Annotated in this window: 24 protein-coding genes and 1 pseudogene; 11 read left to right on the top strand and 14 right to left on the bottom strand. The window is 66.7% G+C overall.

The genetic code is table 11. From position 1 onward, the window contains the following. Window positions 1-12: 12 nt before the first annotated feature. Window positions 13-1,815: a PhoH family protein gene (locus tag AC5LXK_RS09935; protein WP_493388696.1), complete on the bottom strand. Its 1,803-nt coding sequence runs from the start codon at window positions 1,813-1,815 to the stop codon at window positions 13-15. On the opposite strand from AC5LXK_RS09935, the pseudogene AC5LXK_RS09930 reads away from it, so the two are divergent. Continuing rightward, window positions 1,711-1,964, top strand: a pseudogene (locus tag AC5LXK_RS09930) (hypothetical protein); the annotation flags it as partial. The gene AC5LXK_RS09935 and the pseudogene AC5LXK_RS09930 overlap by 105 nt on opposite strands. A gap of 186 nt (window positions 1,965-2,150) precedes the next feature. On the opposite strand, the gene AC5LXK_RS09925 reads toward AC5LXK_RS09930, so the two are convergent. The 9 genes from AC5LXK_RS09925 to AC5LXK_RS09885 all read right to left on the bottom strand — a co-directional run bounded on the left by AC5LXK_RS09925 (window position 2,151) and on the right by AC5LXK_RS09885 (window position 10,522). Beyond that, window positions 2,151-2,612 (bottom strand): peroxiredoxin, encoded by a 462-nt coding sequence (locus AC5LXK_RS09925; protein ID WP_034207483.1) that lies wholly within the window; start codon window positions 2,610-2,612, stop codon window positions 2,151-2,153. A 122-nt stretch (window positions 2,613-2,734) separates the two neighbouring features. Beyond that, on the bottom strand, window positions 2,735-3,631 hold the full coding sequence (locus AC5LXK_RS09920; protein WP_493388695.1) for a polysaccharide deacetylase family protein: 897 nt from the start codon (window positions 3,629-3,631) through the stop codon (window positions 2,735-2,737). A gap of 13 nt (window positions 3,632-3,644) precedes the next feature. Beyond that, window positions 3,645-4,700, bottom strand: coding sequence for a bifunctional UDP-4-keto-pentose/UDP-xylose synthase (locus AC5LXK_RS09915; protein ID WP_493388694.1), 1,056 nt, complete (start codon window positions 4,698-4,700; stop codon window positions 3,645-3,647). After that, window positions 4,697-5,644, bottom strand: a complete 948-nt coding sequence (locus tag AC5LXK_RS09910) for a formyltransferase (protein WP_493388693.1) — start codon at window positions 5,642-5,644, stop codon at window positions 4,697-4,699. Before AC5LXK_RS09910 ends, AC5LXK_RS09915 begins: the two co-directional genes overlap by 4 nt. Beyond that, window positions 5,641-6,675 (bottom strand): glycosyltransferase, encoded by a 1,035-nt coding sequence (locus AC5LXK_RS09905; RefSeq protein ID WP_493388692.1) that lies wholly within the window; start codon window positions 6,673-6,675, stop codon window positions 5,641-5,643. The genes AC5LXK_RS09910 and AC5LXK_RS09905 overlap by 4 nt, the downstream gene beginning before the upstream one ends. Window positions 6,676-6,681: 6 nt before the next feature. After that, window positions 6,682-7,833, bottom strand: coding sequence for a DegT/DnrJ/EryC1/StrS family aminotransferase (locus AC5LXK_RS09900; RefSeq protein WP_493388691.1), 1,152 nt, complete (start codon window positions 7,831-7,833; stop codon window positions 6,682-6,684). 129 nt (window positions 7,834-7,962) lie between these two features. Further along, window positions 7,963-8,334, bottom strand: coding sequence for an EamA family transporter (locus tag AC5LXK_RS09895; protein ID WP_493388690.1), 372 nt, complete (start codon window positions 8,332-8,334; stop codon window positions 7,963-7,965). 13 nt (window positions 8,335-8,347) lie between these two features. Next, window positions 8,348-10,024, bottom strand: coding sequence for a glycosyltransferase family 39 protein (locus AC5LXK_RS09890; protein WP_493388689.1), 1,677 nt, complete (start codon window positions 10,022-10,024; stop codon window positions 8,348-8,350). 123 nt (window positions 10,025-10,147) lie between these two features. Continuing rightward, window positions 10,148-10,522, bottom strand: coding sequence for an Mth938-like domain-containing protein (locus tag AC5LXK_RS09885; protein WP_012328660.1), 375 nt, complete (start codon window positions 10,520-10,522; stop codon window positions 10,148-10,150). A 315-nt stretch (window positions 10,523-10,837) separates the two neighbouring features. Between AC5LXK_RS09885 and AC5LXK_RS09880 the strand changes: the two genes are divergently transcribed. The 6 genes from AC5LXK_RS09880 to AC5LXK_RS09855 all read left to right on the top strand — a co-directional run bounded on the left by AC5LXK_RS09880 (window position 10,838) and on the right by AC5LXK_RS09855 (window position 17,171). Continuing rightward, complete coding sequence (locus tag AC5LXK_RS09880; RefSeq protein ID WP_493388688.1) at window positions 10,838-12,076, top strand: pyridoxal phosphate-dependent aminotransferase; 1,239 nt, start codon at window positions 10,838-10,840, stop codon at window positions 12,074-12,076. Window positions 12,077-12,129: 53 nt separating this feature from the next. Further along, window positions 12,130-13,458: a homoserine dehydrogenase gene (locus tag AC5LXK_RS09875; RefSeq protein WP_176047213.1), complete on the top strand. Its 1,329-nt coding sequence runs from the start codon at window positions 12,130-12,132 to the stop codon at window positions 13,456-13,458. 14 nt (window positions 13,459-13,472) lie between these two features. Next, entirely contained in the window at window positions 13,473-14,924 is a 1,452-nt protein-coding gene (gene thrC / locus AC5LXK_RS09870) for a threonine synthase (RefSeq protein ID WP_493388687.1), read from the top strand. A 235-nt stretch (window positions 14,925-15,159) separates the two neighbouring features. Beyond that, on the top strand, window positions 15,160-16,407 hold the full coding sequence (locus tag AC5LXK_RS09865) for a molybdopterin molybdotransferase MoeA (RefSeq protein WP_493388686.1): 1,248 nt from the start codon (window positions 15,160-15,162) through the stop codon (window positions 16,405-16,407). A 19-nt stretch (window positions 16,408-16,426) separates the two neighbouring features. Continuing rightward, complete coding sequence (moaD, locus tag AC5LXK_RS09860; protein WP_493388685.1) at window positions 16,427-16,684, top strand: molybdopterin converting factor subunit 1; 258 nt, start codon at window positions 16,427-16,429, stop codon at window positions 16,682-16,684. 10 nt (window positions 16,685-16,694) lie between these two features. Next, complete coding sequence (locus AC5LXK_RS09855; RefSeq protein ID WP_493388684.1) at window positions 16,695-17,171, top strand: molybdenum cofactor biosynthesis protein MoaE; 477 nt, start codon at window positions 16,695-16,697, stop codon at window positions 17,169-17,171. A 73-nt stretch (window positions 17,172-17,244) separates the two neighbouring features. On the opposite strand, the gene AC5LXK_RS09850 is transcribed toward AC5LXK_RS09855, so the two are convergent. Next, a complete protein-coding gene (locus AC5LXK_RS09850; protein WP_493388683.1) occupies window positions 17,245-17,805 on the bottom strand; it encodes a group III truncated hemoglobin in 561 nt (186 codons plus the stop codon). Window positions 17,806-18,057: 252 nt separating this feature from the next. Between AC5LXK_RS09850 and AC5LXK_RS09845 the strand changes: the two genes are divergently transcribed. Both AC5LXK_RS09845 and clpB read left to right on the top strand, forming a co-directional pair. Then, window positions 18,058-18,576, top strand: a complete 519-nt coding sequence (locus tag AC5LXK_RS09845; RefSeq protein ID WP_493388682.1) for an Rrf2 family transcriptional regulator — start codon at window positions 18,058-18,060, stop codon at window positions 18,574-18,576. A gap of 156 nt (window positions 18,577-18,732) precedes the next feature. Next, on the top strand, window positions 18,733-21,330 hold the full coding sequence (gene clpB / locus AC5LXK_RS09840) for an ATP-dependent chaperone ClpB (RefSeq protein WP_493388681.1): 2,598 nt from the start codon (window positions 18,733-18,735) through the stop codon (window positions 21,328-21,330). A 117-nt stretch (window positions 21,331-21,447) separates the two neighbouring features. Here the strand turns inward: clpB and AC5LXK_RS09835 are convergent, their stop codons facing one another. After that, window positions 21,448-21,885 carry a YidB family protein gene (locus AC5LXK_RS09835; protein WP_493388680.1) on the bottom strand — a complete coding sequence of 146 codons (438 nt, stop codon included), beginning with the start codon at window positions 21,883-21,885 and terminating at the stop codon, window positions 21,448-21,450. An 88-nt stretch (window positions 21,886-21,973) separates the two neighbouring features. After that, window positions 21,974-22,582, bottom strand: coding sequence for a ComEA family DNA-binding protein (locus AC5LXK_RS09830; protein ID WP_493388679.1), 609 nt, complete (start codon window positions 22,580-22,582; stop codon window positions 21,974-21,976). 287 nt (window positions 22,583-22,869) lie between these two features. Here AC5LXK_RS09830 and AC5LXK_RS09825 point away from each other — a divergent pair, with 287 nt between their 5' ends. Then, the gene (locus AC5LXK_RS09825; protein ID WP_493388678.1) at window positions 22,870-23,331 is read left to right on the top strand and encodes a MerR family transcriptional regulator; all 462 of its coding nucleotides are present in this window, start codon (window positions 22,870-22,872) and stop codon (window positions 23,329-23,331) included. Continuing rightward, a complete protein-coding gene (locus AC5LXK_RS09820; protein WP_493388677.1) occupies window positions 23,315-23,749 on the top strand; it encodes a carboxymuconolactone decarboxylase family protein in 435 nt (144 codons plus the stop codon). Before AC5LXK_RS09825 ends, AC5LXK_RS09820 begins: the two co-directional genes overlap by 17 nt. 19 nt (window positions 23,750-23,768) lie before the next feature. Here AC5LXK_RS09820 and AC5LXK_RS09815 read toward each other — a convergent pair whose 3' ends face one another. After that, complete coding sequence (locus tag AC5LXK_RS09815) at window positions 23,769-25,685, bottom strand: sigma-54-dependent Fis family transcriptional regulator (RefSeq protein ID WP_493388676.1); 1,917 nt, start codon at window positions 25,683-25,685, stop codon at window positions 23,769-23,771. Between the last annotated feature and the right edge of the window lie 15 nt (window positions 25,686-25,700).

The following is a 25,700-nucleotide window of genomic DNA, read 5'->3' as shown; positions in this document are numbered from 1 at the left end:
CGGCTGGCCGCGTTACAGGATGTCCGACGCGTAGTCGGCGAGCCGCGAGCGTTCACCGCGCGCCAGCGTTACATGGCCGCTGTGGCCCCAGCCCTTGAAACGGTCGACGACGTAGGTCAGGCCCGAGCTGCCTTCGGTCAGGTAAGGCGTGTCGATCTGCGCGATGTTGCCGAGGCACACGATCTTCGTGCCGGGGCCCGCGCGCGTGACGAGCGTCTTCATCTGCTTCGGCGTCAGGTTCTGCGCCTCGTCGATGATCAGGTACTTGTCGACGAACGTACGGCCGCGCATGAAGTTCATGCTCTTCACCTTCAGGCGCGAACGGATCAGCTCCTGCGTCGCGGCACGACCCCATTCGCCGGCCGCGTCGTCGGTCTTCTGCAGCACTTCGAGGTTGTCGTCGAATGCACCCATCCACGGCTGCATCTTCTCTTCCTCGGTGCCGGGCAGGAAACCGATGTCCTCGCCGACGGGCACGGTCGCGCGCGTCACGATGATCTCGTTGTAGCGTTTGTCGTCGAGCACCTGCGCGAGGCCGGCCGCGAGCGCGACGAGCGTCTTGCCGGTGCCGGCCTGGCCGAGCAGCGTGACGAAGTCGATCTCGGGGTTCATCAGCAGGTTCAGCGCGAAGTTCTGCTCGCGGTTGCGCGCGGTGATGCCCCACACGTTGTTCTTGTGGTGGCTGTAGTCGCGCAGCGTCTGCAGCAGCGCCGTCTTGCCGTTCAGCTCGCGGACGATCGCATGGAACGTCGGCTCGCCGTTCTGCGGCTCGAGATAGACGAACTCGTTGACGAGCATCGACGCGACGAGCGGGCCCGTCACGCGGTAGTACGTGGTGCCCGTCTTCGTGTCCTGCCAGCTCTCCATGCCCTTCGCGTGCCGGGTCCAGAAATCCTGCGGCAGTTCGCGCACGCCGGTGTAGAGGAGATCCTTGTCCTCGAGCACCTGGTCGTTGAAGTAGTCTTCCGCGGGCAGGCCGAGTGCGTGCGCCTTGATCCGCATGTTGATGTCTTTCGACACCAGCACGACCTGGCGGTCGGGCCGGTCGCGCTGCAGCGCGCGCACGACGCCGAGGATCTGGTTGTCGGCCTTGCCTTCGGGCAAGCCTTCGACCGGCGCGATGTCGGCCAGCTTCGTCTGGAAGTACAGGCGGCCGAGCGCCTCGCGGCTGCCGAGGCGCGACAGCGGAATGCCGTCCGAGATCGGGCCGCCGTCGGCGACGAGCGCATCGAGCGTGCGGCTGACCTGGCGTGCGTTGCGCGCGACTTCGGACATCCCCTTCTTGTGGTTGTCGAGTTCCTCGAGCGTCATCATCGGCAGATAGACGTCGTGTTCCTCGAAGCGGAAGAGGCTGCTCGGGTCGTGCATCAGCACGTTGGTGTCGAGCACGAACAGTTTCTGCAGTTCGGCTTCGGCGGGCTTGCGGCTGCGCGACTTAGTCGCGGCGCCGGCATCGCGCGCGGGCGCGGCTGCCGGTTTGCCGGCGGCCGGCTTGTCGTTGCGCGCAACGACGGGCGCGGCGGGTTCGGCGGGCGCCGGCATCGGCTGCAGCAGCGCGGCCGTCTGCCTGGTCTTGCGGCCGCGTGCGGGTGCGCTCGCGGCATCGGACGCCGAAGACGCGACGGCGCGCAGCGGCGCGGCCGTGTTCGCGGCTTCGATCATCGGTTGGGCCACGCTGGCCGGACCATAGTCACCGGCTGTGGATGCGTCCCCTTCGGCGGATTTCTTCGCGGCTTTCGCGGGCCGCGCTTTCGCCTTGTATTCGTCGGGCGGCAGCAGGCTGCCGAGCTTGCTGGGGGGGGTAGGCAAAGGCATGGTGTCCCTCGGGAGGAATCGTGTCGCATGGCGTGCGCCGCTGATCGCATCCTGCGTGACGTAGACGCATGCAGTTTGCGCGCGGTGGCGCACAGGAATTTCGTCTAGCCGGTTCGCCTAAGTGTCGATCAGCTCCTCGATGCGGTTAGGGCCGGACCGGGGAAGACCGGCGCGCAATCCATAAAAAAAGCCGCTGCCCCGTCGACAGGGACATGCGGCTCGGCTGATACCGTCGTGATGCGCGTCAGGTGCCGGGAAGCATCGCAACGGGCACCGGCGCAGCTACGAGAAATATGGGGCGAACTGGCATTCATTGCGGCCCAATATAACGCGCCTCAAAGCGCTTGTACAGCCTTTAGCACGTCGTCCACGTGACCCGGTACCTTGATGCCGCGCCATGCCTGGCGAAGCACGCCGTCGGCGTCGATCAGGAACGTGGAGCGCTCGATTCCGCGTACTTCCTTGCCATACATTTTCTTCATCTTGATGACATCGAACAGCGCGCACAGCGCTTCGTCGGCATCGGAGATCAGCGGGAACGGCAGTTCGAGCTTTGCCTTGAAATTGTCATGCGAGCGCAGGCTGTCGCGCGACACGCCGATGACTTCCGCACCGGCTTTCTTGAACTTCGGATAGAGATCGCGGAACTGCAGCCCTTCGGTCGTGCAGCCGGGCGTGTTGTCCTTCGGATAGAAGTACAGCACGAGCTTCTTGCCCTTCAGGTCGGACAGCGAAATGTCGCCGCCCGTGGCCGGTGCGGTGAAATCGGGAACTTGACGGTCAACTTCGACAGACACGTGTTTCTCCTGTTGTTATGGAAAGGCGCCGCTGCGGCGGCGCGGTGCGGCGGCGCGGTGCGGCGGGGCGTCGCGACGGCGCGCCGCAAGGGCGGTGCCGCGACGCCGGCTCGCGCACGAACTCAGTCGGGCTGGACGATCAGTTCGCCGGAGCGGCCGGGGATTTCGCCCCACGTGACAGGGTACGATGGCAGCGAGTCGCGGTCCAGCGTCGCGTGGTAGTCGCCCATCGTGGCGAACGTGTGGCCTTGCGCGCGCCAGCCGGCGAGCAGTTGCTCGAACACGGGCGCGAGCTTCTGGCCTTCCAGTTCCGCGTGCAGCGTGAACACCTGGTCGTGCGGATTGGTTTCGCTGAACTTGAGGATGTGCGCGGCGACGTTGTGCGTGTCGACGCCGTCGATGCCGAGCACTTCGTCGAGCGTCGGCAGCGTGGTCGGCATCTGCACGTGCGACAGCGTGCGGCCGCCGACGACGGGCAGGTACGGCGAGTGGCCGCGCCCGTCGGATGCGTAGCGCATCCCCCATGCATCGATCTGCTCGAACGCCGAATCGTTCATCTGCCAGCCGGCCGCGCCGTGCGTGACGGGCGGCGCGCCGAAGATCTCGATGAAGCGCGCGTGACTCTTCTGCATTTCACGCGCGGTCCAGTCGCGATCGCGCACGCGGACGTTGTCCTGCCAGTACACGTGGTCCCACGTGTGAATCCCGCATTCGAAGCCGGCTTCGTGGATCGCGCGCATGTCGGAGATTGCGCGGCGGCCGATGTCGGGGCCCGGCAGCAGCACGCCGTACATCAGCTGCTTCACGCCGTAGTGCTCGACCACCGACGTGCGCGACACCTTCTTCAGGAAGCCCGGGCGGAATACGCGCCGCAGCGCCCAGCCCGTGTGATCGGGCCCGAGGCTGAAGAGGAAGGTGGCGCGCGCATTGAAGCGGTCGAAGATGCGCGCGAGGTTCGGCACGCCTTCGCGCGTGCCGCGCAGCGTGTCGACGTCGATCTTGAGGACGATACGAGCCAAGCGAAGGTCCCGGTCAGCCTTGCTGTTCGACGAGCGCGCGCGCGTCGCCGACGTGGCCGCGATACGCTTCGAAGATGTTGCGCAGCGCGTCGTCGAACGTCGCCTGCGGCGCCCAGCCGAGCTCCTGCATCGTGTTGTCGATCTTCGGCACGCGGTTCTGCACGTCCTGGTAGCCGTTGCCGTAGTAGGCGCCGGACGTCGTCTCGACGAGCTTCACCTGCTTGGCGGAATCGGCGTACTCGGGGTATTCCGCGGCCAGTTCGAGCATCTTGTGCGCGAGTTCGCGAACCGAGAAGTTGTTCTTCGGATTCCCGATGTTGTAGATCTTGCCCGACGCGACGCCGTCCTTGTTGTCGATGATCTTCATCAGCGCGCTGATGCCGTCGCCGATGTCGGTGAACGCGCGCTTCTGCGAGCCGCCGTCGACGAGGCTGATGTTCTCGCCGCGCACGATGTGGCCGAGGAACTGCGTGACCACGCGCGAGCTGCCTTCCTTCGGCGTGTAGATCGAGTCGAGGCCCGGGCCGATCCAGTTGAACGGACGGAACAGCGTGAAGTTCAGGCCTTCCATCCCGTAACCCCAGATCACGCGGTCCATCAGCTGCTTCGAGCATGCGTAGATCCAGCGCGGCTTGTTGATCGGGCCGTAGGTGAGGGCCGATGCGTCCGGGTCGAACTGCTCGTCCGAGCACATGCCGTAGACCTCGGAGGTCGACGGGAACACGAGGTGCTTGCCGTACTTGACGGCCGAACGCACGATCGGCAGGTTCGCCTCGAAGTCGAGCTCGAACACGCGCAGCGGCTGCTGGACATAGGTGGCCGGCGTCGCGATCGCGACGAGCGGCAGGATCACGTCGCACTTCTTCACGTGATACTCGACCCATTCCTTGTTGATCGTGATGTCGCCTTCGAAGAAATGCATCCGCTCGTGGTTGACGAGATCGCCAAGCCGGTCGGTCTGCATGTCCATGCCGAACACTTCCCAATCGGTGGTTTCAAGAATGCGCTTCGACAGGTGATGGCCGATGAAGCCGTTCACACCCAGGATCAGGACTTTTTTTGCTTTCATGAATGACGGGAAGAATGAATGAACTGCGCGAATTCCGCGGGCGTCACGACGGTTTCGCTGCCGTCGCGCTGCTGCCACAGCTCGAGAATGGATAGGGCGCGGCTGTCGCCGCAGACGCCGAATAGCGCATTATCGCTTACGTGCAGGCCGGGCGGCAAATCTGCCGCGGCCATCGCCGCCGCGCTGCCGGGCGCCGCGAGGCGCGCGCGCGCGATCACGAACCGCGCGCCGCCGACGTCGGTGAATGCGCCCGGATACGGGGGCGCGACCGCGCGCACGAGGTTGTAGACCTGCGCGGCCGGCTTCGACCAGTCGACGCGGCCGTCTTCGGGCTGGCGACCGCCGTAGTAACTGCCGGTCGAGAGATCGTTCGGCAGGTGCGGCGCCTCGCCCGCGAGCAGCGCGGGCAGCACGCGCCAGAGCGTCTGCTCGGCGGCTACCGTCACCTTGTCGAACACCTGCGTGGCCGTGTCGTCCGGCAGGATCGGCACCGCGGTCTGGCCGATGATCGCGCCCGCGTCGGGCTTCGCGGCCATTTCGTGCAGCGTCGCGCCGGTCTCGGTCTCGCCGTTCAGCACGGCCCAGTTGGTCGGTACCCGACCCCGGTATTTCGGCAGCAGCGAACCGTGCATGTTGTACGCGCCGCGCGGCGCGATCGCGAGCAGGTCCACCGGCAGCATGTGACGGTAGTAGAACGAGAAGATGAAATCGGGCTGCGCATCCGACACCGCGCGGCGCAGCGCCGGATCGGCGGGATCGGCCGGCGTGACGACCGGAATGCCGTGTTCGGCCGCGACGGATGCGACGCTGCCGAACCAGATGTTCTCGTTCGGGTTGTCCTCGTGCGTGACGACGAGCGCGACGTCGACGCCGCGTGCGAGCAGCACCTGCAGGCACCGCACGCCGACGTTGTGATACGCGAAGACGACCGCGCGCGGCTTCATTGCGCGGCTCCCGGGTGCTTCGCGGCCGGCACCGGCGGCACGCCGTCGTGCTGCTCGAGCACGGCCTGGATCAGGTAGCGCGGCCGTGCGCGCACCTGCTGGTAGATGCGGCCGACGTATTCGCCGAGCAGGCCGAGCGCGAAGATGATCACGCCGAGCAGGAAGAACGTGATCGCGAACAGCGTGAACACGCCTTGCACTTCCGCGCCAACGATGAAGCGGCGCACCAGCAGCAGCACGAACAGCGCGGCGGAGCCGAGCGACAGGATCACGCCGATGAACGACAGCCACTGCAGCGGCACGACCGAGAAGCCCGTCACGAGGTCGAAGTTCAGCCGGATCAGGCTGTACAGCGAGTACTTCGACTCGCCCGCGAAGCGTTCCTCGTGCGCGACCTCGATTTCGGTCGGCTTCTGCGCGAACGTGTACGCGAGCGCGGGGATGAACGTGTTGACTTCGCCGCACACGTTGATCGTGTCGATGATGCGGCGGCTGTATGCGCGCAGCATGCAGCCCTGGTCGGTCATCTTGATGCGCGTGATGCGCTCGCGCAGCCGGTTCATCACCTGCGACGCCTTGCGCCGCCACAGGCTGTCCTGCCGCTGCTTGCGGATCGAGCCGACGTAGTCGTAGCCCTCGCGCATCTTCGTGATCAGCTTGCCGATTTCCTCGGGCGGGTTCTGCAGGTCGGCGTCCAGCGTGATGACGATCTCGCCGTGCGACTGCGCGAAGCCCGCGAGGATGGCCATGTGCTGGCCGTAGTTGCCGTTGAGCAGCACGATGCGCGTCGTGTCGGGCCGTACGTGGAACTGATCGGCGAGCATCGCGGCCGAGCGGTCGCGGCTGCCGTCGTTGATCAGGATCACTTCGTACGACGTGTCGAGTGCGTCGAGCGCCGGATACAGCCGCGCGAACAGCGCGGCGAGGCCGTCTTCCTCGTTGTACACGGGGATGATGACCGATACTTCGGGCCGGCCGGCGTCCAGGTGCCCGGCGCCCGGGTGCCCGGCGCGTGCTTCAAGGTGACTCATGTACGCTTATTTTCCGTATTGTTCGCAAATCTGGTTGATGGCGTCGACCACGCGACGCACGTCGCCTTCCGTCATCTGCGTGAACAGCGGCAGCGTGACGGTCGACGCGCCGTACCGTTCGGCGTGGGGGAACATGCCCTCCTTGAAGCCGCGTGCACGGTACAGCGTGAAAAGATGGATCGCCGGGTAGTGGATGCCCGTGCCGATACCGCGTTCCTTCAGTTGCGCCATGAATTCGGCGCGCGTGATCGTCAGCCGCTCGAGCGGCAGAGTGACCAGGAACATGTGCCAGTTACTGTTCTCGAAGTCGGCAACCGGCAGGCCGACGCCGAGCTTCACGGCCGCGCTGCCGTCGAACGCGGCGAAATATGCGCGGGCGAGCGCGCTGCGCTGCGCGGTGAAGCGCTCGAGGTGCGGCAGCTGGCCGAGGCCGACGCGTGCGGCGACGTCGGTCAGGTTGTACTTGCCGCCGAGCACGTCGCAATCCATCCCGTCGAAGCCGGTGCGCGTGATGCCCTGCAGCCGGTACTTCTGCGCGAGCGTCGCTTCGTCCTCGTCGTTCAGCACGAGTGCGCCGCCTTCGATCGTCGTCAGGTTCTTGTTCGCGTGGAAGCTGAACGACACGATGTCGCCGATCGCGCCGATGCGCTTGCCGTTCCACGTCGAGCCGAACGCCTGCGCGGCATCCTCGATCACGCGCAGCTTGTGTGCGCGCGCGATCGCGTACAGGCGGTCCATGTCGACCGGCAGGCCGGACAGGAACACCGGGATGATCGCCTTCGTGCGCGGCGTGATCGCCTGCTCGAGCTTGTCGAGGTCGATGTTGCGCGTGACGGGATCGATGTCCACGAACACCGGCGTCGCGCCCGTTTCGATGATCACGTTGCTGGTCGAGACCCACGACGCCGGCGTCGTGATCACCTCGTCGCCGGCCCCGACGCCCGCGATGCGCAGGCCGATCTCGAGCGTGCAGGTGCCCGAATTGAACACGCGGACCGGCCGGCCGCCGCAGTACTCGGACAGTGCAGCTTCGAATTTCTGGCACTGCGGGCCGGTAGTGATCCAGCCCGAGCGCAGCACTTCGACGACGCCCTGGATGGTTTCCTCATCGATCTCGGGGCGGGTGAATGGCAGAAACGGAGCGGTAGTCTGGCTCATGAACGCGTTGGCCTGTAATGGCGTGTAATAAAAGGGTCGGGCGATCCGCCCGAAACCGGCATTAAACACCGGTTGGCGGATTCATACCGTGATTTTTTGTAGGCGGACGCTTAACGCCGCGGGGCGGGCTCAGCTGCGTGCGAGCACGAGCACGCCGATCAGGATGATGCCGATGCCGATGAGCCGCTGGATCGACAGCACCTCGCCGAACAGGTACCAGGCCGCGAACGCGTTGACGACGTAGCCGAGCGACAGCATCGGGTACGCGATCGACACGTCGACCCGCGACAGCCCGAGAATCCAGACGACGACGCTCAGCACGTAGCAGCCGAGGCCGCCGATGATCGGCAATTGGGTCGCGATCTTCAGGCCGACCGGGATGATGTTCGCACGGCTGAATTCGAAGTGTCCAACGGCGTTGACGCCGGCTTTCAGCAGAAGTTGCGCAACGGCGTTGAGCATCACGCCGGTGATGATGCAGACGAACGAAACGGGATTCATGCGATGGGCGTCCTTACGATTGCGGTTTCTCGACGATCACGCGGCGGTTGTCGCGTGCGATCACGCGCATCGGCACGCCTTCCTTGACCAGCGCGTCGTACTGGTCGGGCGGCATGATCGCGAGCGCATGGGTTTCCTGCTTCCAGCGCGTGATCCATTCGCCGACGGTCGGAATCCACTTGTTCGGCTCCATCGAGATCCCGAACGCGAGCTCGTCCTGGCGCTGGACCATGATCGTCGTGTGGCCCATGTAGAACGGGAACGTGTGGTCGAGCATCTCGATCGAGTAGAACGGCGTGTCGGGCGGCAGTTTCGCCAGTTCGGCGCGCACGGCGGGCGCGAGCAGCGCGCCCGAGCTGTAACGGCCGAATTCGTCGTGCCCGGTACCGCCGATCGTGCCGAACGCGAGCCATGCGGCGCCGAACGCGGCGATCGCGGCGGCCACGCTCGCGCGGCGGTTCAGCCATGCGGCCGCGAGCGTCAGCGCGGCCGAGACCGCGAGGCCCGCGTACAGCCACATCTGGAACGCGCGGTACAGCGCGTTCGGCGTGCGGGCGTCGCCCAGGTACGCGAGGGAGATGATCCCGAACGCCGCGGCGACGAAGAACACGAGGTAGCCAAGCAGGTGGCGGCGGAACCGGTCGGCCGACATCAGCGGCAGGTACGCGCCGATGATCAGCGCGAGCGCCGGCGCGACCGGCAGCACGTACGAGATCAGCTTCGAATGCGACGTGCTGAAGAACAGGAAGATGAACGCGCTCCAGATCAGCAGCACCAGCATCGGCGCGAAGCCGTTGGGCTGGCGCGGCATCCGCAGCGCATGGCGGATGCTCTGCCAGGCGACCGACAGCCACGGCAGGAAGCCGACCAGCAGCACCGGCACGAAGTAGTACAGCGGGCCCGGGCGGTTCTGTTCCGGGGTCAGGTACCGGCGGAACTGCTGGACGATGAAGAAGAAGTTGAAGAATTCGGGGTTGCGCTGCTGGACGAGCACGAACCACGGCGTGACGATCGCGAAGAAGATCACGAGGCCGCTGACCAGGTACAGGCGCTTCCACAGCGCCCAGTCGCGTGCGATCAGCGTATAGAGCACGAGTACGGCGCCGGGCAGGATCAGGCCGACGAGACCCTTCGACAGCACCGCGAACGCCATCCCGGCCCAGCACGCCCACATCCAGCCGCGCACCGCGGCCGGACGCAGCCCGGGCCGCTGCGCGAGCAGCAGCGAGCAGAGCGACAGCGCCATCCAGAACGCGAGCCCCATGTCGAGCGCGTTGAAGTGGCCCATCAGGTTCCAGTACGGCGAGCACGCGAGCACGACGGCCGCGAGGAAGCCCGACAGCGGGTTGAACAGGCGCGCGCCGGTGTAGCCGACGAGCAGCACGCCCGCGAAGCTCGCGACGGCCGTATAGAGGCGCGCCTGCCACTCGCCGATGCCGAACCAGGCGAACGTCAGCGCATTCAGCCAGGTCTGCAGCGGTGGCTTCTCGAAGTACTTGTAGCCGTTGTAGCGCGGCGTGATCCAGTCGCCGGTGACGAACATCTCGCGCGCCATCTCCGCGTAGCGGCCTTCGTCGCTCGGGATCAGGTGGCGCAGCCCGAGCGGCGCGAACCAGACGATCGCGAGCGCGACGAGCAGGAGGACGAGCGTGATGCGATTGAGCGGTAGCCTCGACGGCGTATCGTTCATGGGTTTTCAGCCTGTTGTTTGTTGTGACGGGCCGCCGGCGGGTTGCGCCGGGGGCGGGCGGCCTGCCGGGCCGATCGAAGGGATCGACCCGTTGTGCCGGCCCGAGTTTTACCGCATCGGGGATTAACGTTCAATTAAGAGCGCGGCGGCAACTTTGCGGCCCTCGGCCATCAGGATGTTGTAGGTGCGGCAGGCGGCCTGGAAATCCATCGTCTCGACGCCGATCCGCTTCGCGGTGAGCGCCGCGACGAGCCGCGGGTGCGGGAAGCGCAGCCGCGCGCCGCTGCCGAAGATCACGAGTTCGGGCGTCGGGTCGAGCAGCATCGCGAAATGCTCGGGCGCGAGCGCGTCGAACGACGACACGGGCCATGCCTGGACCGGCGCGCCGGGCAGCACGATGACGCTCGTTTCGTGGCGTTCGAGATTGACGTCGACGTAATCGGGGCCGTAGCCGGTGACGGTGTTGAGCGCGCCGCTCGTGTCCTGGTGCAGTTTCAAATCGGTATTCCGCGGTTCCGTAGGGGAATGGTTCGCAGGGCCACAGGGGCCCGGATGGCCGGTTTCACGCGCCTGGCCGCACGAGACGCCTGACGGCGCGGGCCCGGCGCGGCTATGGTGCATTGCGAAAGTCGGCCAAAATCCGCTAAATTATAACTTTTTGGTCGCCCCCGGGCGCCACTTGCGTCGTGCGTCGCCACAAGCCGCGTCCGACCGCCCGCTTTTTTCCAGTCTAGACAGCGCGCACAGACCGGCCGCTTTCCAGTTTTGATCCCGTCCCCCCGGCCGCGAGGCCAACCCAGGAACCGTGTCGTCGTGAAACCGATTCAGAAGTCGAACAAGCTGCTCAACGTCTGCTACGACATCCGTGGCCCGGTGCTCGAGCACGCGAAGCGCCTCGAGGAAGAAGGCCACCGCATCATCAAGCTGAACATCGGCAACCTCGCGCCGTTCGGTTTCGACGCGCCGGACGAGATCATCCAGGACATGATCCGCAACCTGCCGGCGTCGTCCGGCTATTCGGATTCGAAGGGCGTGTTCTCGGCGCGCAAGGCCGTGATGCACTACACGCAGGAAAAGGGCGTCGTGGGCGTCGGCCTCGACGACATCTACATCGGCAACGGCGCGTCCGAGCTGATCGTGATGGCGACCCAGGGGCTGCTGAACGACGGCGACGAAGTGCTGCTGCCCGCGCCCGACTACCCGCTGTGGACGGCGGCCGTGAGCCTGTCGGGCGGCACGCCCATACACTACGTGTGCGACGAGCAGAACGCGTGGATGCCCGATCTCGACGACATCCGCAGCAAGATCACGCCGAACACGAAGGCGATCGTCGTGATCAACCCGAACAACCCGACGGGCGCGCTTTATTCCGACGAATTGCTGCTCGAGCTGCTCGAGATCGCGCGCCAGCACGGGCTGATCGTGTTCGCCGACGAGGTCTACGACAAGATCGTCTACGACGGCCTCGAGCACACGGCGATCGGCTCGTTGTCGGAGGACGTGATCACCGTCACGTTCAACAGCCTGTCGAAGAGCTATCGCTCGTGCGGCTACCGCGCGGGCTGGATGGCCGTGTCGGGCCTCGGCGGCGACAACCGCCGGCGCGCGAAGGATTACCTCGAGGGGCTCGGCATCCTGTCGTCGATGCGCCTGTGCGCGAACGTGCCCGGGCAGTTCGCGATCCAGACGGCGCTCGGCGGCTACCAGAGCATCAACGAGCTGATCGTGCCGAGCGGGCGTCTGCACAAGCAGCGCGAGCTCGCGTACGACATGCTGACGTCGATCCCGGGCGTGACCTGCGTCAAGCCGCAGGCCGCGCTGTACATGTTCCCGCGCCTCGACCCGAAGCTCTATCCGATCCAGAACGACCAGCAGTTCATTCTCGACCTGTTGCTCGAGGAGCGCGTGCTGCTGGTGCAGGGCACGGGTTTCAACTGGGCGACGCCGGACCACTTCCGCGTGGTCTTCCTGCCGAACCTCGACGACCTGACGGATTCGATCAACCGGATCGCACGCTTCCTCGACGGCTACCGCAAGCGCCATTCGGCCTGAGCGCGCAGCGTCATACGGAATTCACTACTTCTTACTCATCGATCACACGCAGCATGGAACCGATCAAAGTTGGCCTGTTGGGCTTCGGCACCGTAGGCAGCGGCACCTTCACGGTGCTGCGCCGCAACCAGGAAGAAATCAAGCGACGCGCGGGGCGCGGCATCGAGGTGGCGCGCATTGCCGTGCGCAACCCGGCCAAGGCGCAGGCTGCGCTCGGCGGTGACGCCGCCGCCGCGCAGATCACCGACGATTTCAACGCAGTCGTCGACGATCCGTCGATCGCGATCATTGCCGAGATGATCGGCGGCACGGGCATCGCGCGCGAGCTCGTGCTGCGCGCGATCGCGAACGGCAAGCACGTCGTGACGGCGAACAAGGCGCTGCTCGCGGTGCACGGCACCGAGATCTTCGAAGCCGCGCGCGAGAAGGGCGTGATGGTTGCGTTCGAGGCGGCCGTTGCCGGCGGCATCCCGATCATCAAGGCGCTGCGCGAAGGCCTGACCGCGAACCGCATCCAGTACATCGCGGGCATCATCAACGGCACGACCAACTACATCCTGTCGGAAATGCGCGACCGCGGGCTCGACTTCGCGACCGCGCTGAAGGCCGCGCAGGAGCTCGGGTACGCGGAAGCCGATCCGACCTTCGACATCGAAGGCGTCGACGCCGCGCACAAGGCGACGATCATGAGCGCGATCGCGTTCGGCGTGCCGGTGCAGTTCGACCGCGCGTACGTCGAGGGCATCAGCAAGCTCGACGCGACCGACATCCGCTACGCGGAAGAGCTCGGCTACCGGATCAAGCTGCTCGGCATCACGCGCCGTGCCGAAAACGGCATCGAGCTGCGCGTGCACCCGACGCTGATCCCGGAAAAGCGCCTGCTCGCGAACGTCGAGGGGGCGATGAACGCGGTCGTCGTGCACGGCGACGCGGTCGGCACGACGCTGTACTACGGCAAGGGCGCGGGCGCCGAGCCGACCGCATCGGCGGTCGTCGCGGATCTCGTCGACGTCACGCGCCTGCATACGGCCGACCCCGAGCACCGCGTGCCGCACCTCGCGTTCCAGCCGGACAGCCTGTCGAACACGCCGATCCTGCCGATCGAAGAAGTGACGAGCGGCTACTACCTGCGCCTGCGCGTCGCCGATCAGACCGGCGTGCTGGCCGACATCACGCGCATCCTCGCCGCATCGGGTATCTCGATCGACGCGCTGCTGCAGAAGGAGTCGGAGCAGGTCGACGACGCGAATGGCGAAACCGACATCATCCTGATCACGCATGAAACGGTCGAGAAGAACGTCAATGCGGCGATCGCGCAAATCGAGAGCCTCGCGACGGTCGTGTCGAAGGTGACGAAGCTGCGCATGGAAGCGCTGAACTGAGGACGGAAGGCGACATGAACTACATCTCCACGCGCGGCGCCGGCATCGGCGAGCGCCATACGTTCTCCGACATCCTGCTCGGCGGCCTCGCGAAGGACGGCGGGCTTTACCTGCCGGCCGAGTATCCGAAGGTGTCCGCGGACGAACTCGCTCGCTGGCGCACGCTGTCATACGCGGATCTCGCATTCGAGATCCTGTCGAAGTTCTGCGACGACGTGCCGGCCGACGACCTGCGCGCGATCACGCGCCGCACGTACACGGCAGCCGTGTACAGCAACACGCGCCATGGCGAGAACGCGTCCGACATCACGCCGCTGAAGACGCTCGGCACCGAGAACGGTGCGGCGCTGTCGCTGCTCGAACTGTCGAACGGCCCGACGCTCGCGTTCAAGGACATGGCGATGCAGCTGCTCGGCAACCTGTTCGAGTACACGCTCGCGAAGCACGGCGAAGCGCTGAACATCCTCGGCGCGACGTCGGGCGATACGGGCAGCGCGGCCGAATACGCGATGCGCGGCAAGGCCGGCGTGCGCGTGTTCATGCTGTCGCCGCACAAGAAGATGAGCGCGTTCCAGACGGCGCAGATGTTCAGCCTGCAGGATCCGAACATCTTCAACCTCGCGGTGGAAGGCGTGTTCGACGACTGCCAGGACATCGTGAAGGCCGTTTCGAACGATCACGCGTTCAAGGCGCAGCAGAAGATCGGCACGGTCAACTCGATCAACTGGGCGCGCGTCGTTGCGCAGGTCGTGTACTACTTCAAGGGCTACTTCGCGGCGACGCAGTCCAACGACGAGCGCGTGTCGTTCACCGTGCCGTCGGGCAACTTCGGCAACGTCTGCGCGGGCCACATCGCACGCATGATGGGGCTGCCGATCGCGAAGCTCGTGGTCGCGACCAACGAGAACGACGTGCTCGACGAGTTCTTCCGCACGGGCGCATATCGCGTGCGCAGCGCCGAGAACACGTATCACACGAGCAGCCCGAGCATGGACATCTCGAAGGCATCGAATTTCGAGCGCTTCGTGTTCGACCTGCTCGGCCGCGATCCGGCGCGCGTGATGCAGCTGTTCCGCGACGTCGAGGAGAAGGGCGGCTTCGATCTCGCGGCGAACGGCGATTTCGCGCGTGTCGCCGAGTTCGGTTTCGTATCGGGCCGCAGCAGCCACGCCGACCGTATCGGGACGATCCGCGACGTGTTCTCGCGCTACGACACGATGATCGATACGCACACGGCCGACGGCGTGAAGGTCGCCCGCGAGCACCTGGAGGCAGGCGTGCCGATGGTCGTGCTCGAGACGGCCCAGCCGATCAAGTTCGGCGAGACGATCCGTGAAGCGCTCGATCGCGAAGCCGAGCGGCCGGCCGCATTCGACGGGCTCGAGGCGCTGCCGCAGCGCTTCGAGGTCGTGCAGGCCGATGCACGGCAGGTGAAGGACTTCATCGCCGCCCATACGGGCGCATGATGCACGGCCGGGCCCGCGGGCCCGGCTGCGCAGGACGGCCGGAATGCCGATTCGTCGAACGGATCGGGGTTCCGGCCGTTTCGTTTGGCGATCCGTGCATCGAGCGTTGCACGAAACAAGTGCCAGACCCGCACGTTCGCGACGATCACAGTTTCCGCATGCCCGCCATATCGCGCGCCCGTGCGGCGGCGTCGCTACAATGACGTATTGATTTCAACGATCCCCGATTCCATCGATGTCGAACCCGAATCCCGCGGCGCCGCGCGCGCCGATGCTGTCGACCGCCGAGGCGCTCGCCGCGCTGCTCGATGCCGCGAAGCCGCTGGCCGGCACCGAAACCGTCGCCACGCTCGATGCGCTCGGCCGCGTGCTGGCGGCCGACGTGAGCTCGCCGCTCGACGTGCCGCCGATGCATACGAGCGCGATGGACGGCTATGCGGTGCGCGTCGCCGACCTGCTGCACGGCGAGCGGCGCCTGCCGGTGTCGCAGCGCATTCCGGCCGGGCATCCGGCTCAGCCGCTCGCGGCCGGCACGGCTGCGCGGATCTTCACCGGTGCGACGGTGCCGCCGGGCGCCGACGCGGTGGTGATGCAGGAGCAGGCGGCGGCCGACGGCGACGCGGTCGAGATCCTGCACACACCGAAGGCCGGTGAATGGATCACCGCGCAGGGCGCCGACATCCGGCAAGGGTCGGTGATCCTGCCGGCCGGCACGCGGCTCACGCCGCAGGCGCTCGGCCTGGCCGCATCGGTCGGCTGCGCGCAGCTGCCGGTCGCGCGGCGGATTCGCGTGGCCGTGTTCTTCACCGGCGACGAACTGACGATGCCCGGCGAGCCGCTGAAGCCCGGCGCGATCTACAACTCGAACCGCTTCACGCTGCGCGGGCTGCTGGAGCGGCTTGGCTGCCACGTGACCGACTACGGGATCGTGCCCGATTCGCTTGCCGCGACGCGCGACACGCTGCGCGAGGCCGCGCGCGATCACGACGTGATCCTGACGAGCGGCGGCGTATCGGTCGGCGACGAGGATCACGTCAAGCCGGCCGTCGAGGCCGAAGGGCGGCTCGCGCTGTGGCAGATCGCGATGAAGCCCGGCAAGCCGCTCGCGTACGGCGCGGTGCGCCGCGGCGACGATCGCGCCGATGCGCACTTCATCGGGCTGCCCGGCAATCCCGTATCGAGCTTCGTCACGTTCCTGTTGTTCGTGCGGCCGTTCCTGCTGCGCCTGTCCGGCGTGCGCGACGTCGCGCCGCGCGCGTTGTCGCTGCGTGCCGACTTTTCGCAGAACAAGGGCGACCGGCGCAACGAATTCCTGCGTGCGCGCGTCAATGCGGCAGGCGGTCTCGACCTGTTCCCGAACCAGAGCTCGGCGGTGCTGACGTCGACGGTCTGGGGCGACGGCCTGATCGACAATCCGCCCCAGCATGCGATCAGCGCCGGCGAGACCGTACGTTTCATTCCGTTTTCCGAACTGCTGTCGTAACGCGACGGCTCCCCGAACCATGAAGATTCAGCTGAAATTTTTTGCAAGCGTGCGCGAGGCACTGGGCGTGGCCGACGAAGCGGCCGACGTGCCGGACAGCGTGACGACCGTCGGCGACGTGCGCGCGTGGCTGCGCGTGCGCGGCGGCGCGTGGGCCGAGACGCTCGCCGAAGGGCGCGCGCTGCGCATGGCATGCAACCACGAGATGACCGATCCCGACACGCGGCTCACCGAAGGCTGCGAGGTCGCGTTCTTCCCGCCGGTGACGGGCGGTTGAGAGGCTTGCAATGGCAACAGTACGAGTCCAGGCCGACGATTTCGATCTGAATGCCGAAGTCGCGGCATTGCGCGCGCGCAACCCGAAGATCGGTGCGGTCGCGTGCTTCGTCGGCACGGTGCGCGACCTGAACGAAGGCGATTCGGTTGCCGCGATGGAGCTCGAGCACTATCCGGGGATGACCGAAAAGGCGCTCGAGAAGATCGCCGCGGAGGCCGGCCGGCGCTGGCCGGGCATCGACGTCGCGATCGTGCATCGGGTCGGCAGGCTGCTTCCGCTCGACCAGATCGTGATGGTCGCGACGGTCGCGTCGCATCGCGGCGATGCGTTCGCGTCGTGCGAGTTCGTGATGGATTATCTGAAGACCGAAGCGCCGTTCTGGAAGAAGGAAACGACGCCGAACGGCGAGCGCTGGGTCGATGCCCGCAGTACCGACGACGCCGCGCTTGCGCGCTGGGGCGTCGAGTCGGGCAACACGCCGCGCTGAGCGCGGCGCCCGGACAGGCGGTGCGGCCATGTGCCGCAGGGGCGGGTAATCGCCGGGCGTTGCGGGTCGCGCGTTACGCGTCCGGGTCGACGCTGCGGCCGATGATCTTCGTCGGAAACGGTTCGCCGCGGGCGCGCGACGGCAATGCATGCGGATCGTCGCCCGCGTCGCGGCGGCGCGGCGCGATCGCGTCGAGCAGTGCCTGCTGCTCGGGCGGAATCTGATAGTCCCAGCCGAACCGGCTCAATTGCAGGCTCTGCGCGATCCGCAGCGCGGGTTCCATGAAGCGGATCGCCGCGGGCGGTGCATAGCGCGTCTCGACGGTCTTCAGGAACAGCGACAGCCAGCGGCTGAAATGGGCCGGTTCGATACCGTCGAGCGGTTGGTGCGCCTGCTGCACGTTGCCGCGGTATCCCTTGGTGCCGAGCACGAGGCTCGACCAGAACGTCACCATCTTCGGCAGGTGGTCGTCCCAGCGGCCGGCCAGCTTCGCATCGAACACGGGCCCGAGCAGCGGATCGGCGCGCACGCGGTCGTAGAACGCGTAGACGAGATCGCGGATGTTGTCTTCGGTTGGCTCGGCGTCGCGAGGGCGGGCCGGTGCGGTATCGGGCGAGGCGGGCAGGGCAGTCATGGCAAAAGGGCCGGTAGATCGGGGCAACGACGGGGCGGCGGTACGGCAACGGACAAGACGCCGCCCGGATTTTGACGCAAAATAGCGTCCAATTACCCCTGAAAAACGTGTAGATGCCCTGCATCTTATTGCGTGCACGCGATCCCGGCAACCCGGGGCCGCGGGACGGCACCGTCAATCGGCCGCCCGGTACGCATCGCGATCGGCCCGGCGCGCGCAATCGGGCATGATCGATCTTTTCTGTATTCGCCCATGAGACTCACCGACTACACCGACTATTCGCTGCGCGTGATGCTGTACCTTGCCGTCCGCGGCGAGGGGCTCGCGACGATCCAGGAGATCTCGGACGCCTACGGCATCTCGAAAAATCATCTGATGAAAGTCGTGCAGCAGCTCGGCGAGCTGGGATGGGTCGATACCGTGCGCGGCCGCAATGGCGGGCTGCGGCTGTTTCCCGAATCGCTGCAACTGACGGTCGGCCAGGTCGTGCGCGCGACCGAGAGCGACTTCGCGCTGGTCGGATGTTTTTCGGCTGACGGCAGCGAGTCACGCGGCTGCGTGATCGAGCCGCAGTGCCGGCTGAAGGGTGTGCTGGCGGCCGCGCGCGATGCGTTCTTCGCCGAACTCGATCGTCACACGCTCGGCGAACTGGCCGAGCCCGCCTCGCCGCTCGTGGCGCTGCTCGGCATCCGTCCCGTCGCGCTCGTCCGGGCCGCAACGTCGCCGGACGAAGCGCCGGCAGCCGCCGAACCGTCGTCCAACACGCACTGACACGCGGGCGCCGCGCCCCGTACGCCGACCGCGGCCGTCCCCGGGCCGTTTCCAGGATATCTGGCAATTTTTGCGCTGAATCAACCCGAATTTCGCTTGAAAGCCGCATAACCATCCTCATCTTGGTGTTAATCGAAAATTGGAGGTCTCGACTAAATGAGAATCGACAAGCTCACCACCAAGTTCCAGGAAGCACTCGCGGATGCGCAAAGCCTTGCGGCAGGCCGCGACAATCAATACATCGAACCCGTTCACGTGCTCGCGGCGCTGGTCGCCCAGCACGACGGCTCCGCCCGCTCGCTGATGTCGCGTGCCGGCGTTCACGTGCAGGCGCTGCAAGGCGCACTGAACGAAGCCATTTCGCGCCTGCCGCAAGTGACGGGCACGGGCGGCGACATCCAGATCGGCCGTGAGTTGTCCGGGCTGCTGAACCAGGCCGACAAGGAAGCGCAGAAGCTCAACGACACGTTCATCGCGAGCGAGATGTTCCTGCTCGCGGCGTCCGACGACAAGGGCGAAGCCGGCAAGCTCGCGCGTCAGCACGGTCTCACGCGCAAGGCGCTCGAAGCCGCGATCGCCGCGGTGCGCGGCGGCTCGCAGGTGCACAGCCAGGATGCGGAAAGCCAGCGCGAGGCGCTGAAGAAATACACGGTCGACCTGACCGAGCGCGCCCGCGCGGGCAAGCTCGATCCGGTGATCGGCCGCGACGACGAAATCCGCCGTTCGATCCAGATCCTGCAGCGCCGCACGAAGAACAACCCGGTGCTGATCGGCGAGCCGGGCGTCGGCAAGACGGCGATCGTCGAAGGGCTCGCGCAGCGGATCGTCAACGGCGAAGTGCCCGAGACGCTGAAGGGCAAGCGCGTGCTGTCGCTCGACATGGCGGCGCTGCTCGCCGGCGCGAAGTACCGCGGCGAATTCGAGGAGCGCCTGAAGGCCGTGCTGAGCGACATCGCGAAGGACGAAGGCCAGACGATCGTCTTCATCGACGAAATCCACACGATGGTCGGCGCGGGCAAGGCCGAAGGCGCGATGGATGCGGGCAACATGCTGAAGCCGGCGCTGTCGCGCGGCGAGCTGCACTGCATCGGCGCGACCACGCTCGACGAATACCGCAAGTACATCGAGAAGGATGCCGCGCTCGAACGCCGCTTCCAGAAGGTGCTCGTCGACGAGCCGAGCGTCGAGGCGACGATCGCGATCCTGCGCGGGCTGCAGGAAAAGTACGAACTGCACCACGGCGTCGACATCACCGACCCGGCGATCGTCGCCGCGGCCGAGCTGTCGCATCGCTACATCACCGACCGCTTCCTGCCCGACAAGGCGATCGACCTGATCGACGAAGCCGCTTCGAAGATCAAGATGGAAATCGATTCGAAGCCCGAAGAGATGGACAAGCTCGATCGTCGCCTGATCCAGCTGAAGATCGAGCGCGAAGCCGTGAAGAAGGAGCAGGACGAAGCGTCGCAGAAGCGCCTGCAGCTGATCGAGGAAGAGATCGATCGCCTCGGCCGCGAATATGCGGACCTCGACGAGATCTGGACCGCCGAGAAGGCCGCGGTGCAGGGCAGCGCGCAACTGAAGGAAGAGATCGAGAAGGTGCGCGCGGACATCGCGCGGCTGCAGCGTGACGGCAAGCTGGAGAAGGTCGCCGAACTGCAGTACGGCAAGCTGCCGCAGCTCGAGGCGCAACTGAAGCAGGTGACGCAGGCCGAAGAGCAGGAGCAGCACAACCCGACGCGTCCGCGCCTGCTGCGCACGCAGGTCGGCGCCGAGGAAATCGCGGAAGTCGTGTCGCGTTCGACGGGGATTCCCGTGTCGCGGATGATGCAGGGCGAACGCGAGAAGCTGCTGCACATCGAGGAAAAGCTGCACGAGCGCGTGGTCGGCCAGCACGAGGCGATCGGCGCGGTGGCCGATGCGATCCGCCGTTCGCGCGCGGGTCTCGCCGATCCGAACCGCCCGTACGGCTCGTTCCTGTTCCTCGGCCCGACGGGGGTCGGCAAGACCGAGCTGTGCAAGGCGCTGGCATCGTTCCTGTTCGACTCGGAAGAGCACCTGATCCGCATCGACATGAGCGAGTTCATGGAGAAGCACAGCGTCGCGCGGCTGATCGGCGCGCCGCCGGGCTACGTCGGCTACGAGGAAGGCGGCTACCTGACGGAAGCCGTGCGCCGCAAGCCGTACAGCGTGATCCTGCTCGACGAGATCGAGAAGGCGCACCCGGACGTGTTCAACGTGCTGCTGCAGGTGCTCGACGACGGCCGCATGACGGACGGGCAGGGGCGCACGGTCGACTTCAAGAACACGGTCATCGTGATGACGTCGAACCTCGGCTCGCAGGTGATCCAGGCGATGACGGGGGCGCCGCAGGAAGAGATCAAGGACGCCGTGTGGCTCGAGGTGAAGCAGCATTTCCGCCCCGAGTTCCTGAACCGGATCGACGACGTCGTCGTGTTCCATGCGCTCGACCGCAGCAACATCGAGTCGATCGCGAAGATCCAGCTCGCCCGCCTGCATGACCGGCTCGCGAAGCTCGACATGGCGCTCGACGTGTCGGAAGCGGCACTCGAACAGATCGGGAAGGTCGGCTACGATCCGCTGTTCGGTGCGCGGCCGCTGAAGCGCGCGATCCAGCAGGAGATCGAGAACCCGGTCGCGAAGCTGATCCTCGCGGGCCGTTTCGGTCCGAAGGACGTGATCCCGGTCGACATCCACGACGGCAAGTTCGTGTTCGACCGCGTCGTGCACTGATCGCCTGCGCTCGGTCGTGCGCCCGGTTCGCGCCGGGCGCGCAAAAACAAACACCCCGCCTCGGCGGGGTGTTTGCTTATGGGGCGGCCGAACGGGCCGCCGTGCGGCTTCGGGTACTTAGCCCTGCTTGTTGCCGCCGAACATGCCGGCGATCTGCGACAGCGAGCCGAGCACGTTCGACGTGTCGACCTGCGCCTGGCCGTCGGCCGGCACCGTGCCGTCCGGCGTCGCGTGGTTGACGACGTGCGGCAGCACCTGCGCGAGGACGGTCGATGCCATCGACGGATCGACGCCGAACTTGCTGGCCAGCGCGCCGATCGCGTCCGAGCCGAGCACGTTCTGCAGTGCGTCCGGCGAGATCGGCTGGTTCTGGCCGTTGCCGACCCACGAGCCGATCACGTCGCCCGCGCCGCCTGCCTTGAACTTCTCGATCAGGCCGTTCAGGCCGCCGGGCTGGTTGTTGATGAATTCGAGCGCAGTCGTGATCAGCGTGCTTTGCGAGTTGCCGCCGGCCTGGCCGCCGATCAGACCGCCAACGATGTCGAGGAGACCCATGGTTCTTCACCTTCACTGAAAAGGGCGCCGTGACGACGGCGCCCGTTGAACGAATGCCGCGCGCACGCCGTCGCGCGCGCGGCGCACATCAGGCGCCCGACGCCGCGGCGGCGGAGGCTGCCTTGTCCTTCTTGCTCTTCTTCTTCGAACCCTTCGCTGCTTTCGTGGACGACGCGGCGGCCGGTGCGCTGGCACCCGCGTCGGCGGATGCCGCTGCGGCCGCTGCCGCCTTTTCCTTCTTCGATGCCCGCTTGGTCTTGGCCGGCTTGGTTGCCGCTTCCGGGGCGCTGGCCGCCGGCGCAGGTGCGGCCGTCGTGCCGGCCGTCGCGGTCGTGGACGTCGACGCGGTGCCTGCCGACGTCGTGGCCGTCGTGGTGGCCGACGTCGTCGCGGCCGGCTTCGACAGCTTCACGCCTTTCGGCGGCGTCGACGAGCCGCCGATCGTCAGGCCGTTTTCCTCCAGATGTCCGACCGACTTGGTGCCGAGGCCCTTCACGCGGTTCGCGAGATCGTCGGCGTCCTTGAACGGGCCGTTCTTGGTGCGCTCGTCGATGATCGCCTTCGACTTCACGGGACCGAGACCCTTCACGGATTCGAGCGCGGCCTGGTCAGCCGAGTTGACTTCGACGGCCGCGGCAAGGCCGGCGGCGAGCGACAGCGATAGCGCGACGAACAGCATCAGCAGCTTCTTCAGCATGGCAAAGGCTCCCTGGTTCTGACGGATGAATGGCTGTTGCAGCGAACGGCGACGCGGGATCTGGCCGGGCGTCGCCGTTAAGCATAGGACAAATGCGTGCCCTTTTTAAGACAGGCTGAACCGAATCTTGCTGAAGGCTTGCGGTGCTGTAAAGGCCGAACCCCGTGCCGGGCGCCGATTTTGACCATTCTTTACGGTGTCGCGGCAATTGCGACGACCGTCGCGACGCTGGCCGTTCGACAACGCTTGACTTAGAGTGAACTCTAACTCCTAACCTTGTTCCTGCCATGTCGAAAACCGTATCCACACCTTCCGCCGCCGGTCCGCTGACGATCGGGCAAGTCGCCGAAATGACGGGCGTGTCGACGCATACGTTGCGGTATTACGAGCAGGCCGGCCTGCTGCGCGCGATTTCGCGCACGGCGGCCGGGCACCGGCTCTATGCGCCGGCCGACCTTGCCGGGCTGGCGTTCGTGATGCGCCTGAAGGCGACCGGCATGCCGATCGCGCAGATCCAGGCGTTCGTGACGCTGCGCGAGCAGGGCGAGCCGACGTTCGGTGCGCGGCGCGCGTTGCTGGTCGCGCATCGCGACGCGGTGCGCGCGCACATCGCGGAGCTGCAGGCGAACCTCGATGTGATCGGCGACAAGATCGCGTACTACGAGGCGCAGGAGCGCGGAGCGGAACGACGGGCAAATCCATCTCGCAATTTATCGGAACAGGACGGACACCATGGAACGACTCGTTGAGGATCGCTACACGCGCGGCTGGAACAAACTGAAGGAAATCGACGGCGAAGTGGGCGAACGCGTGATCGCGGCGCTTGCGCCGATCGCACCGGACTTCGGGCGGCTGCTGGTCGAGTTCAGCTTCGGCGATATCTACAGCCGGCCGCAACTCGACCTGAAAGCGCGCGAAATCGCGACGATCGCCGCGCTGGCCGCGCTCGGCAACGCGCAGCCGCAATTGAAGGTGCATATCGAAGCCGCGCTGAACGTCGGCTGCACACGCGACGAGATCGTCGAGGTGTTCATGCAGATGGCCGTGTATGCGGGTTTCCCGGCCGCGCTCAACGCGCTGTTCGCCGCCCACGAGGTATTCACGCGGCGTGATGAAGCGGCCGGCGACGCGGGAAGGGTGGACGAAGCGGCCGGGCAGGCCGCATGACGACGCGCCCGCCCGCGCATCACGTGCGGTGCGGCGCGACGATCCGGTGCTTCGCGATGCGCCGGTACAGCGTCGCCCGCGACATGCCGAGCGCCTGCGCGGCCGCGTCGGGCCGCCAGCGGTGTGCGGTGAGTGCGGCCACGATGCGGCTGCGCTCGTCGTCGGGCAGTGCGCCGGCCGGGGCGCCGCCGAGTTGCGCGGCGAGGTCGGCCGGCAGGTCGTGCCGCGTCACGCGCGCGGCATCGCACACCGCGCACGCATAGCGCAGCACGTTGCGCAGTTGCCGCACGTTGCCGGGCCATGCGAATGCCGCGAGCTGCTCGGCGAGCGTCGGGTCGAGCGTGAGCACGTGGCCGGTCGCCTGCGCTTCTTCCGCGAACACGGTGGCAATCACGTCGCGCACGTCGGCGCGCTCGCGCAGCGGCGGCAGTTCGAACGTCGCGCAGCTCAGCCGGTAGTACAGATCTTCGCGGAAGGTCCCGTCAGCCACCATCCGCGCGAGATCGCGGTGTGTCGCGCAGATCACGTCGAGATCGACGCGCACGGGCGTATCGCTGCCGAGCGGCACGACCTCGCCGTCGGCGAGCACGCGCAACAGACGCGTCTGCAGTGCGAGCGGCATGTCGCCGATTTCGTCGAGAAACAGCGTGCCGCCGTCGGCGAGCGCGATCTTGCCGCGCGCACCGTGCTTGCGGGCGCCGGTGAACGCACCGGCCGCATAGCCGAACAGTTCGCTCTCGATCAGCGCGTCGGGTAGTGCGCCGCAGTTGACGGCGACGAACGGCCGCGCGCGCCGCGCACCGGCGTCGTGAATGGCGCGCGCGAACACTTCCTTGCCCGCACCGGTTTCGCCGAGCACGAGAATCGGCAGCCGCTTGCTCGCGACGCGCAACGCGAGTTCGGCCTGCTGCGCGATGTGCGCGTCGCTGCTGTGCAGGAACGGCGTCAGCGCACCGACGTGACGTTGCGTGGTGCCGGGGCGTCGCGATGCGGTGCCCGGCTCGCGGCCAGCGCGCCTGAGCGGCGCGCGCAGTCGTGCGTAGAGCGGGGCGCCCGTCGCGCGCAGCCGTAGCGCGACGATCGTGTCGAGCCGCGCGGCGTCGCGCAGCGGCATCTCGGTTGCGTCGAAGATCTCGTCGATATGGCGCGGCTCGCGCAGCGCGGGCAATGCATCGCGCGCCTGCCGGTTCGCGGCGACGATGTTGCCGCATTCGTCGAATGCGATCAGCCACTCGGGCTGCGCTTCGACGTAATGACGGTTCGGGTGACCGAACAATATCCAGTGCTGCGCGGTGCTGTGCACGAAGTAGCCGTCCTCGATCAGCGCCGCGCTCTGCCGCACGAGCTGGTAGACGAGGCGCTGGCTGTCGCGGCCATCGGGCGAATGCACGGCCGATGCGTCGAGCACGCCGATCAGTTCGCCGCCCGGCGAGAAGATCGGTGCCGCACTGCAGGTGAGCGTCGTGAACGCCGCGCGAAAGTGATCGGTCTTGTGCACGGTGATCGGTGCGAGATCGGTCAGCACGCTCGCGACGCCGCACGTCCCTTCCTCGCTTTCCGACCAGCACGAGCCGATGTGCAGCCCCGCATGACGGAAGTCGTTGCGGCGTTCGCGGTCGAGCCGGTAGTCGATCGTCACGCCGTGCGCGTCGGTCAGCATCACGCAGTAGTCGGCGACGCGGATCATGTCGTGCAGCCGCGTCAGGCACTGGCCCGACGCGCGCAGGAACGCCTCTTCCTTGTCGCGCACTTCGCGCAGTTCGGCCGCGGTCAGCACGCGCGGGCCGATCGACGAAGCAGGGTCGAGACAGTAGCGCTCGAGCGACCGTTGCCACGACGACACCAGGCGCTCGGAGTCGGCCGGCGCGGGCAGGCGCCCGGCGAGCGCGCCGAGGACACGGTCGGCGTGCTGGGCCTGGGGGACGGCGTAGGGCATGGTCGGCTCCGGTTC

Source organism: Burkholderia pulmonis (assembly GCF_984667975.1).
Note: the sequence above shows the minus strand (reverse complement) of the source record. Positions and strands in the feature narration are given on the sequence as shown.

What these genes read in the sequence shown, in the direction of transcription:
- AC5LXK_RS09935 (WP_493388696.1), bottom strand. Translation starts at nt 1,815, where the DNA reads ATGCCTTTGCCTACCCCCCCCAGCAAGCTCGGCAGCCTGCTGCCGCCC.
- AC5LXK_RS09915 (WP_493388694.1), bottom strand. Translation starts at nt 4,700, where the DNA reads ATGAAAGCAAAAAAAGTCCTGATCCTGGGTGTGAACGGCTTCATCGGC.
- AC5LXK_RS09910 (WP_493388693.1), bottom strand. Translation starts at nt 5,644, where the DNA reads ATGAAGCCGCGCGCGGTCGTCTTCGCGTATCACAACGTCGGCGTGCGG.
- AC5LXK_RS09905 (WP_493388692.1), bottom strand. Translation starts at nt 6,675, where the DNA reads ATGAGTCACCTTGAAGCACGCGCCGGGCACCCGGGCGCCGGGCACCTG.
- AC5LXK_RS09900 (WP_493388691.1), bottom strand. Translation starts at nt 7,833, where the DNA reads ATGAGCCAGACTACCGCTCCGTTTCTGCCATTCACCCGCCCCGAGATC.
- AC5LXK_RS09895 (WP_493388690.1), bottom strand. Translation starts at nt 8,334, where the DNA reads ATGAATCCCGTTTCGTTCGTCTGCATCATCACCGGCGTGATGCTCAAC.
- AC5LXK_RS09890 (WP_493388689.1), bottom strand. Translation starts at nt 10,024, where the DNA reads ATGAACGATACGCCGTCGAGGCTACCGCTCAATCGCATCACGCTCGTC.
- AC5LXK_RS09875 (WP_176047213.1), top strand. Translation starts at nt 12,130, where the DNA reads ATGGAACCGATCAAAGTTGGCCTGTTGGGCTTCGGCACCGTAGGCAGC.
- thrC (WP_493388687.1), top strand. Translation starts at nt 13,473, where the DNA reads ATGAACTACATCTCCACGCGCGGCGCCGGCATCGGCGAGCGCCATACG.
- AC5LXK_RS09865 (WP_493388686.1), top strand. Translation starts at nt 15,160, where the DNA reads ATGTCGAACCCGAATCCCGCGGCGCCGCGCGCGCCGATGCTGTCGACC.
- moaD (WP_493388685.1), top strand. Translation starts at nt 16,427, where the DNA reads ATGAAGATTCAGCTGAAATTTTTTGCAAGCGTGCGCGAGGCACTGGGC.
- AC5LXK_RS09855 (WP_493388684.1), top strand. Translation starts at nt 16,695, where the DNA reads ATGGCAACAGTACGAGTCCAGGCCGACGATTTCGATCTGAATGCCGAA.
- AC5LXK_RS09850 (WP_493388683.1), bottom strand. Translation starts at nt 17,805, where the DNA reads ATGACTGCCCTGCCCGCCTCGCCCGATACCGCACCGGCCCGCCCTCGC.
- AC5LXK_RS09845 (WP_493388682.1), top strand. Translation starts at nt 18,058, where the DNA reads ATGAGACTCACCGACTACACCGACTATTCGCTGCGCGTGATGCTGTAC.
- clpB (WP_493388681.1), top strand. Translation starts at nt 18,733, where the DNA reads ATGAGAATCGACAAGCTCACCACCAAGTTCCAGGAAGCACTCGCGGAT.
- AC5LXK_RS09835 (WP_493388680.1), bottom strand. Translation starts at nt 21,885, where the DNA reads ATGGGTCTCCTCGACATCGTTGGCGGTCTGATCGGCGGCCAGGCCGGC.
- AC5LXK_RS09830 (WP_493388679.1), bottom strand. Translation starts at nt 22,582, where the DNA reads ATGCTGAAGAAGCTGCTGATGCTGTTCGTCGCGCTATCGCTGTCGCTC.
- AC5LXK_RS09825 (WP_493388678.1), top strand. Translation starts at nt 22,870, where the DNA reads ATGTCGAAAACCGTATCCACACCTTCCGCCGCCGGTCCGCTGACGATC.
- AC5LXK_RS09820 (WP_493388677.1), top strand. Translation starts at nt 23,315, where the DNA reads ATGGAACGACTCGTTGAGGATCGCTACACGCGCGGCTGGAACAAACTG.
- AC5LXK_RS09815 (WP_493388676.1), bottom strand. Translation starts at nt 25,685, where the DNA reads ATGCCCTACGCCGTCCCCCAGGCCCAGCACGCCGACCGTGTCCTCGGC.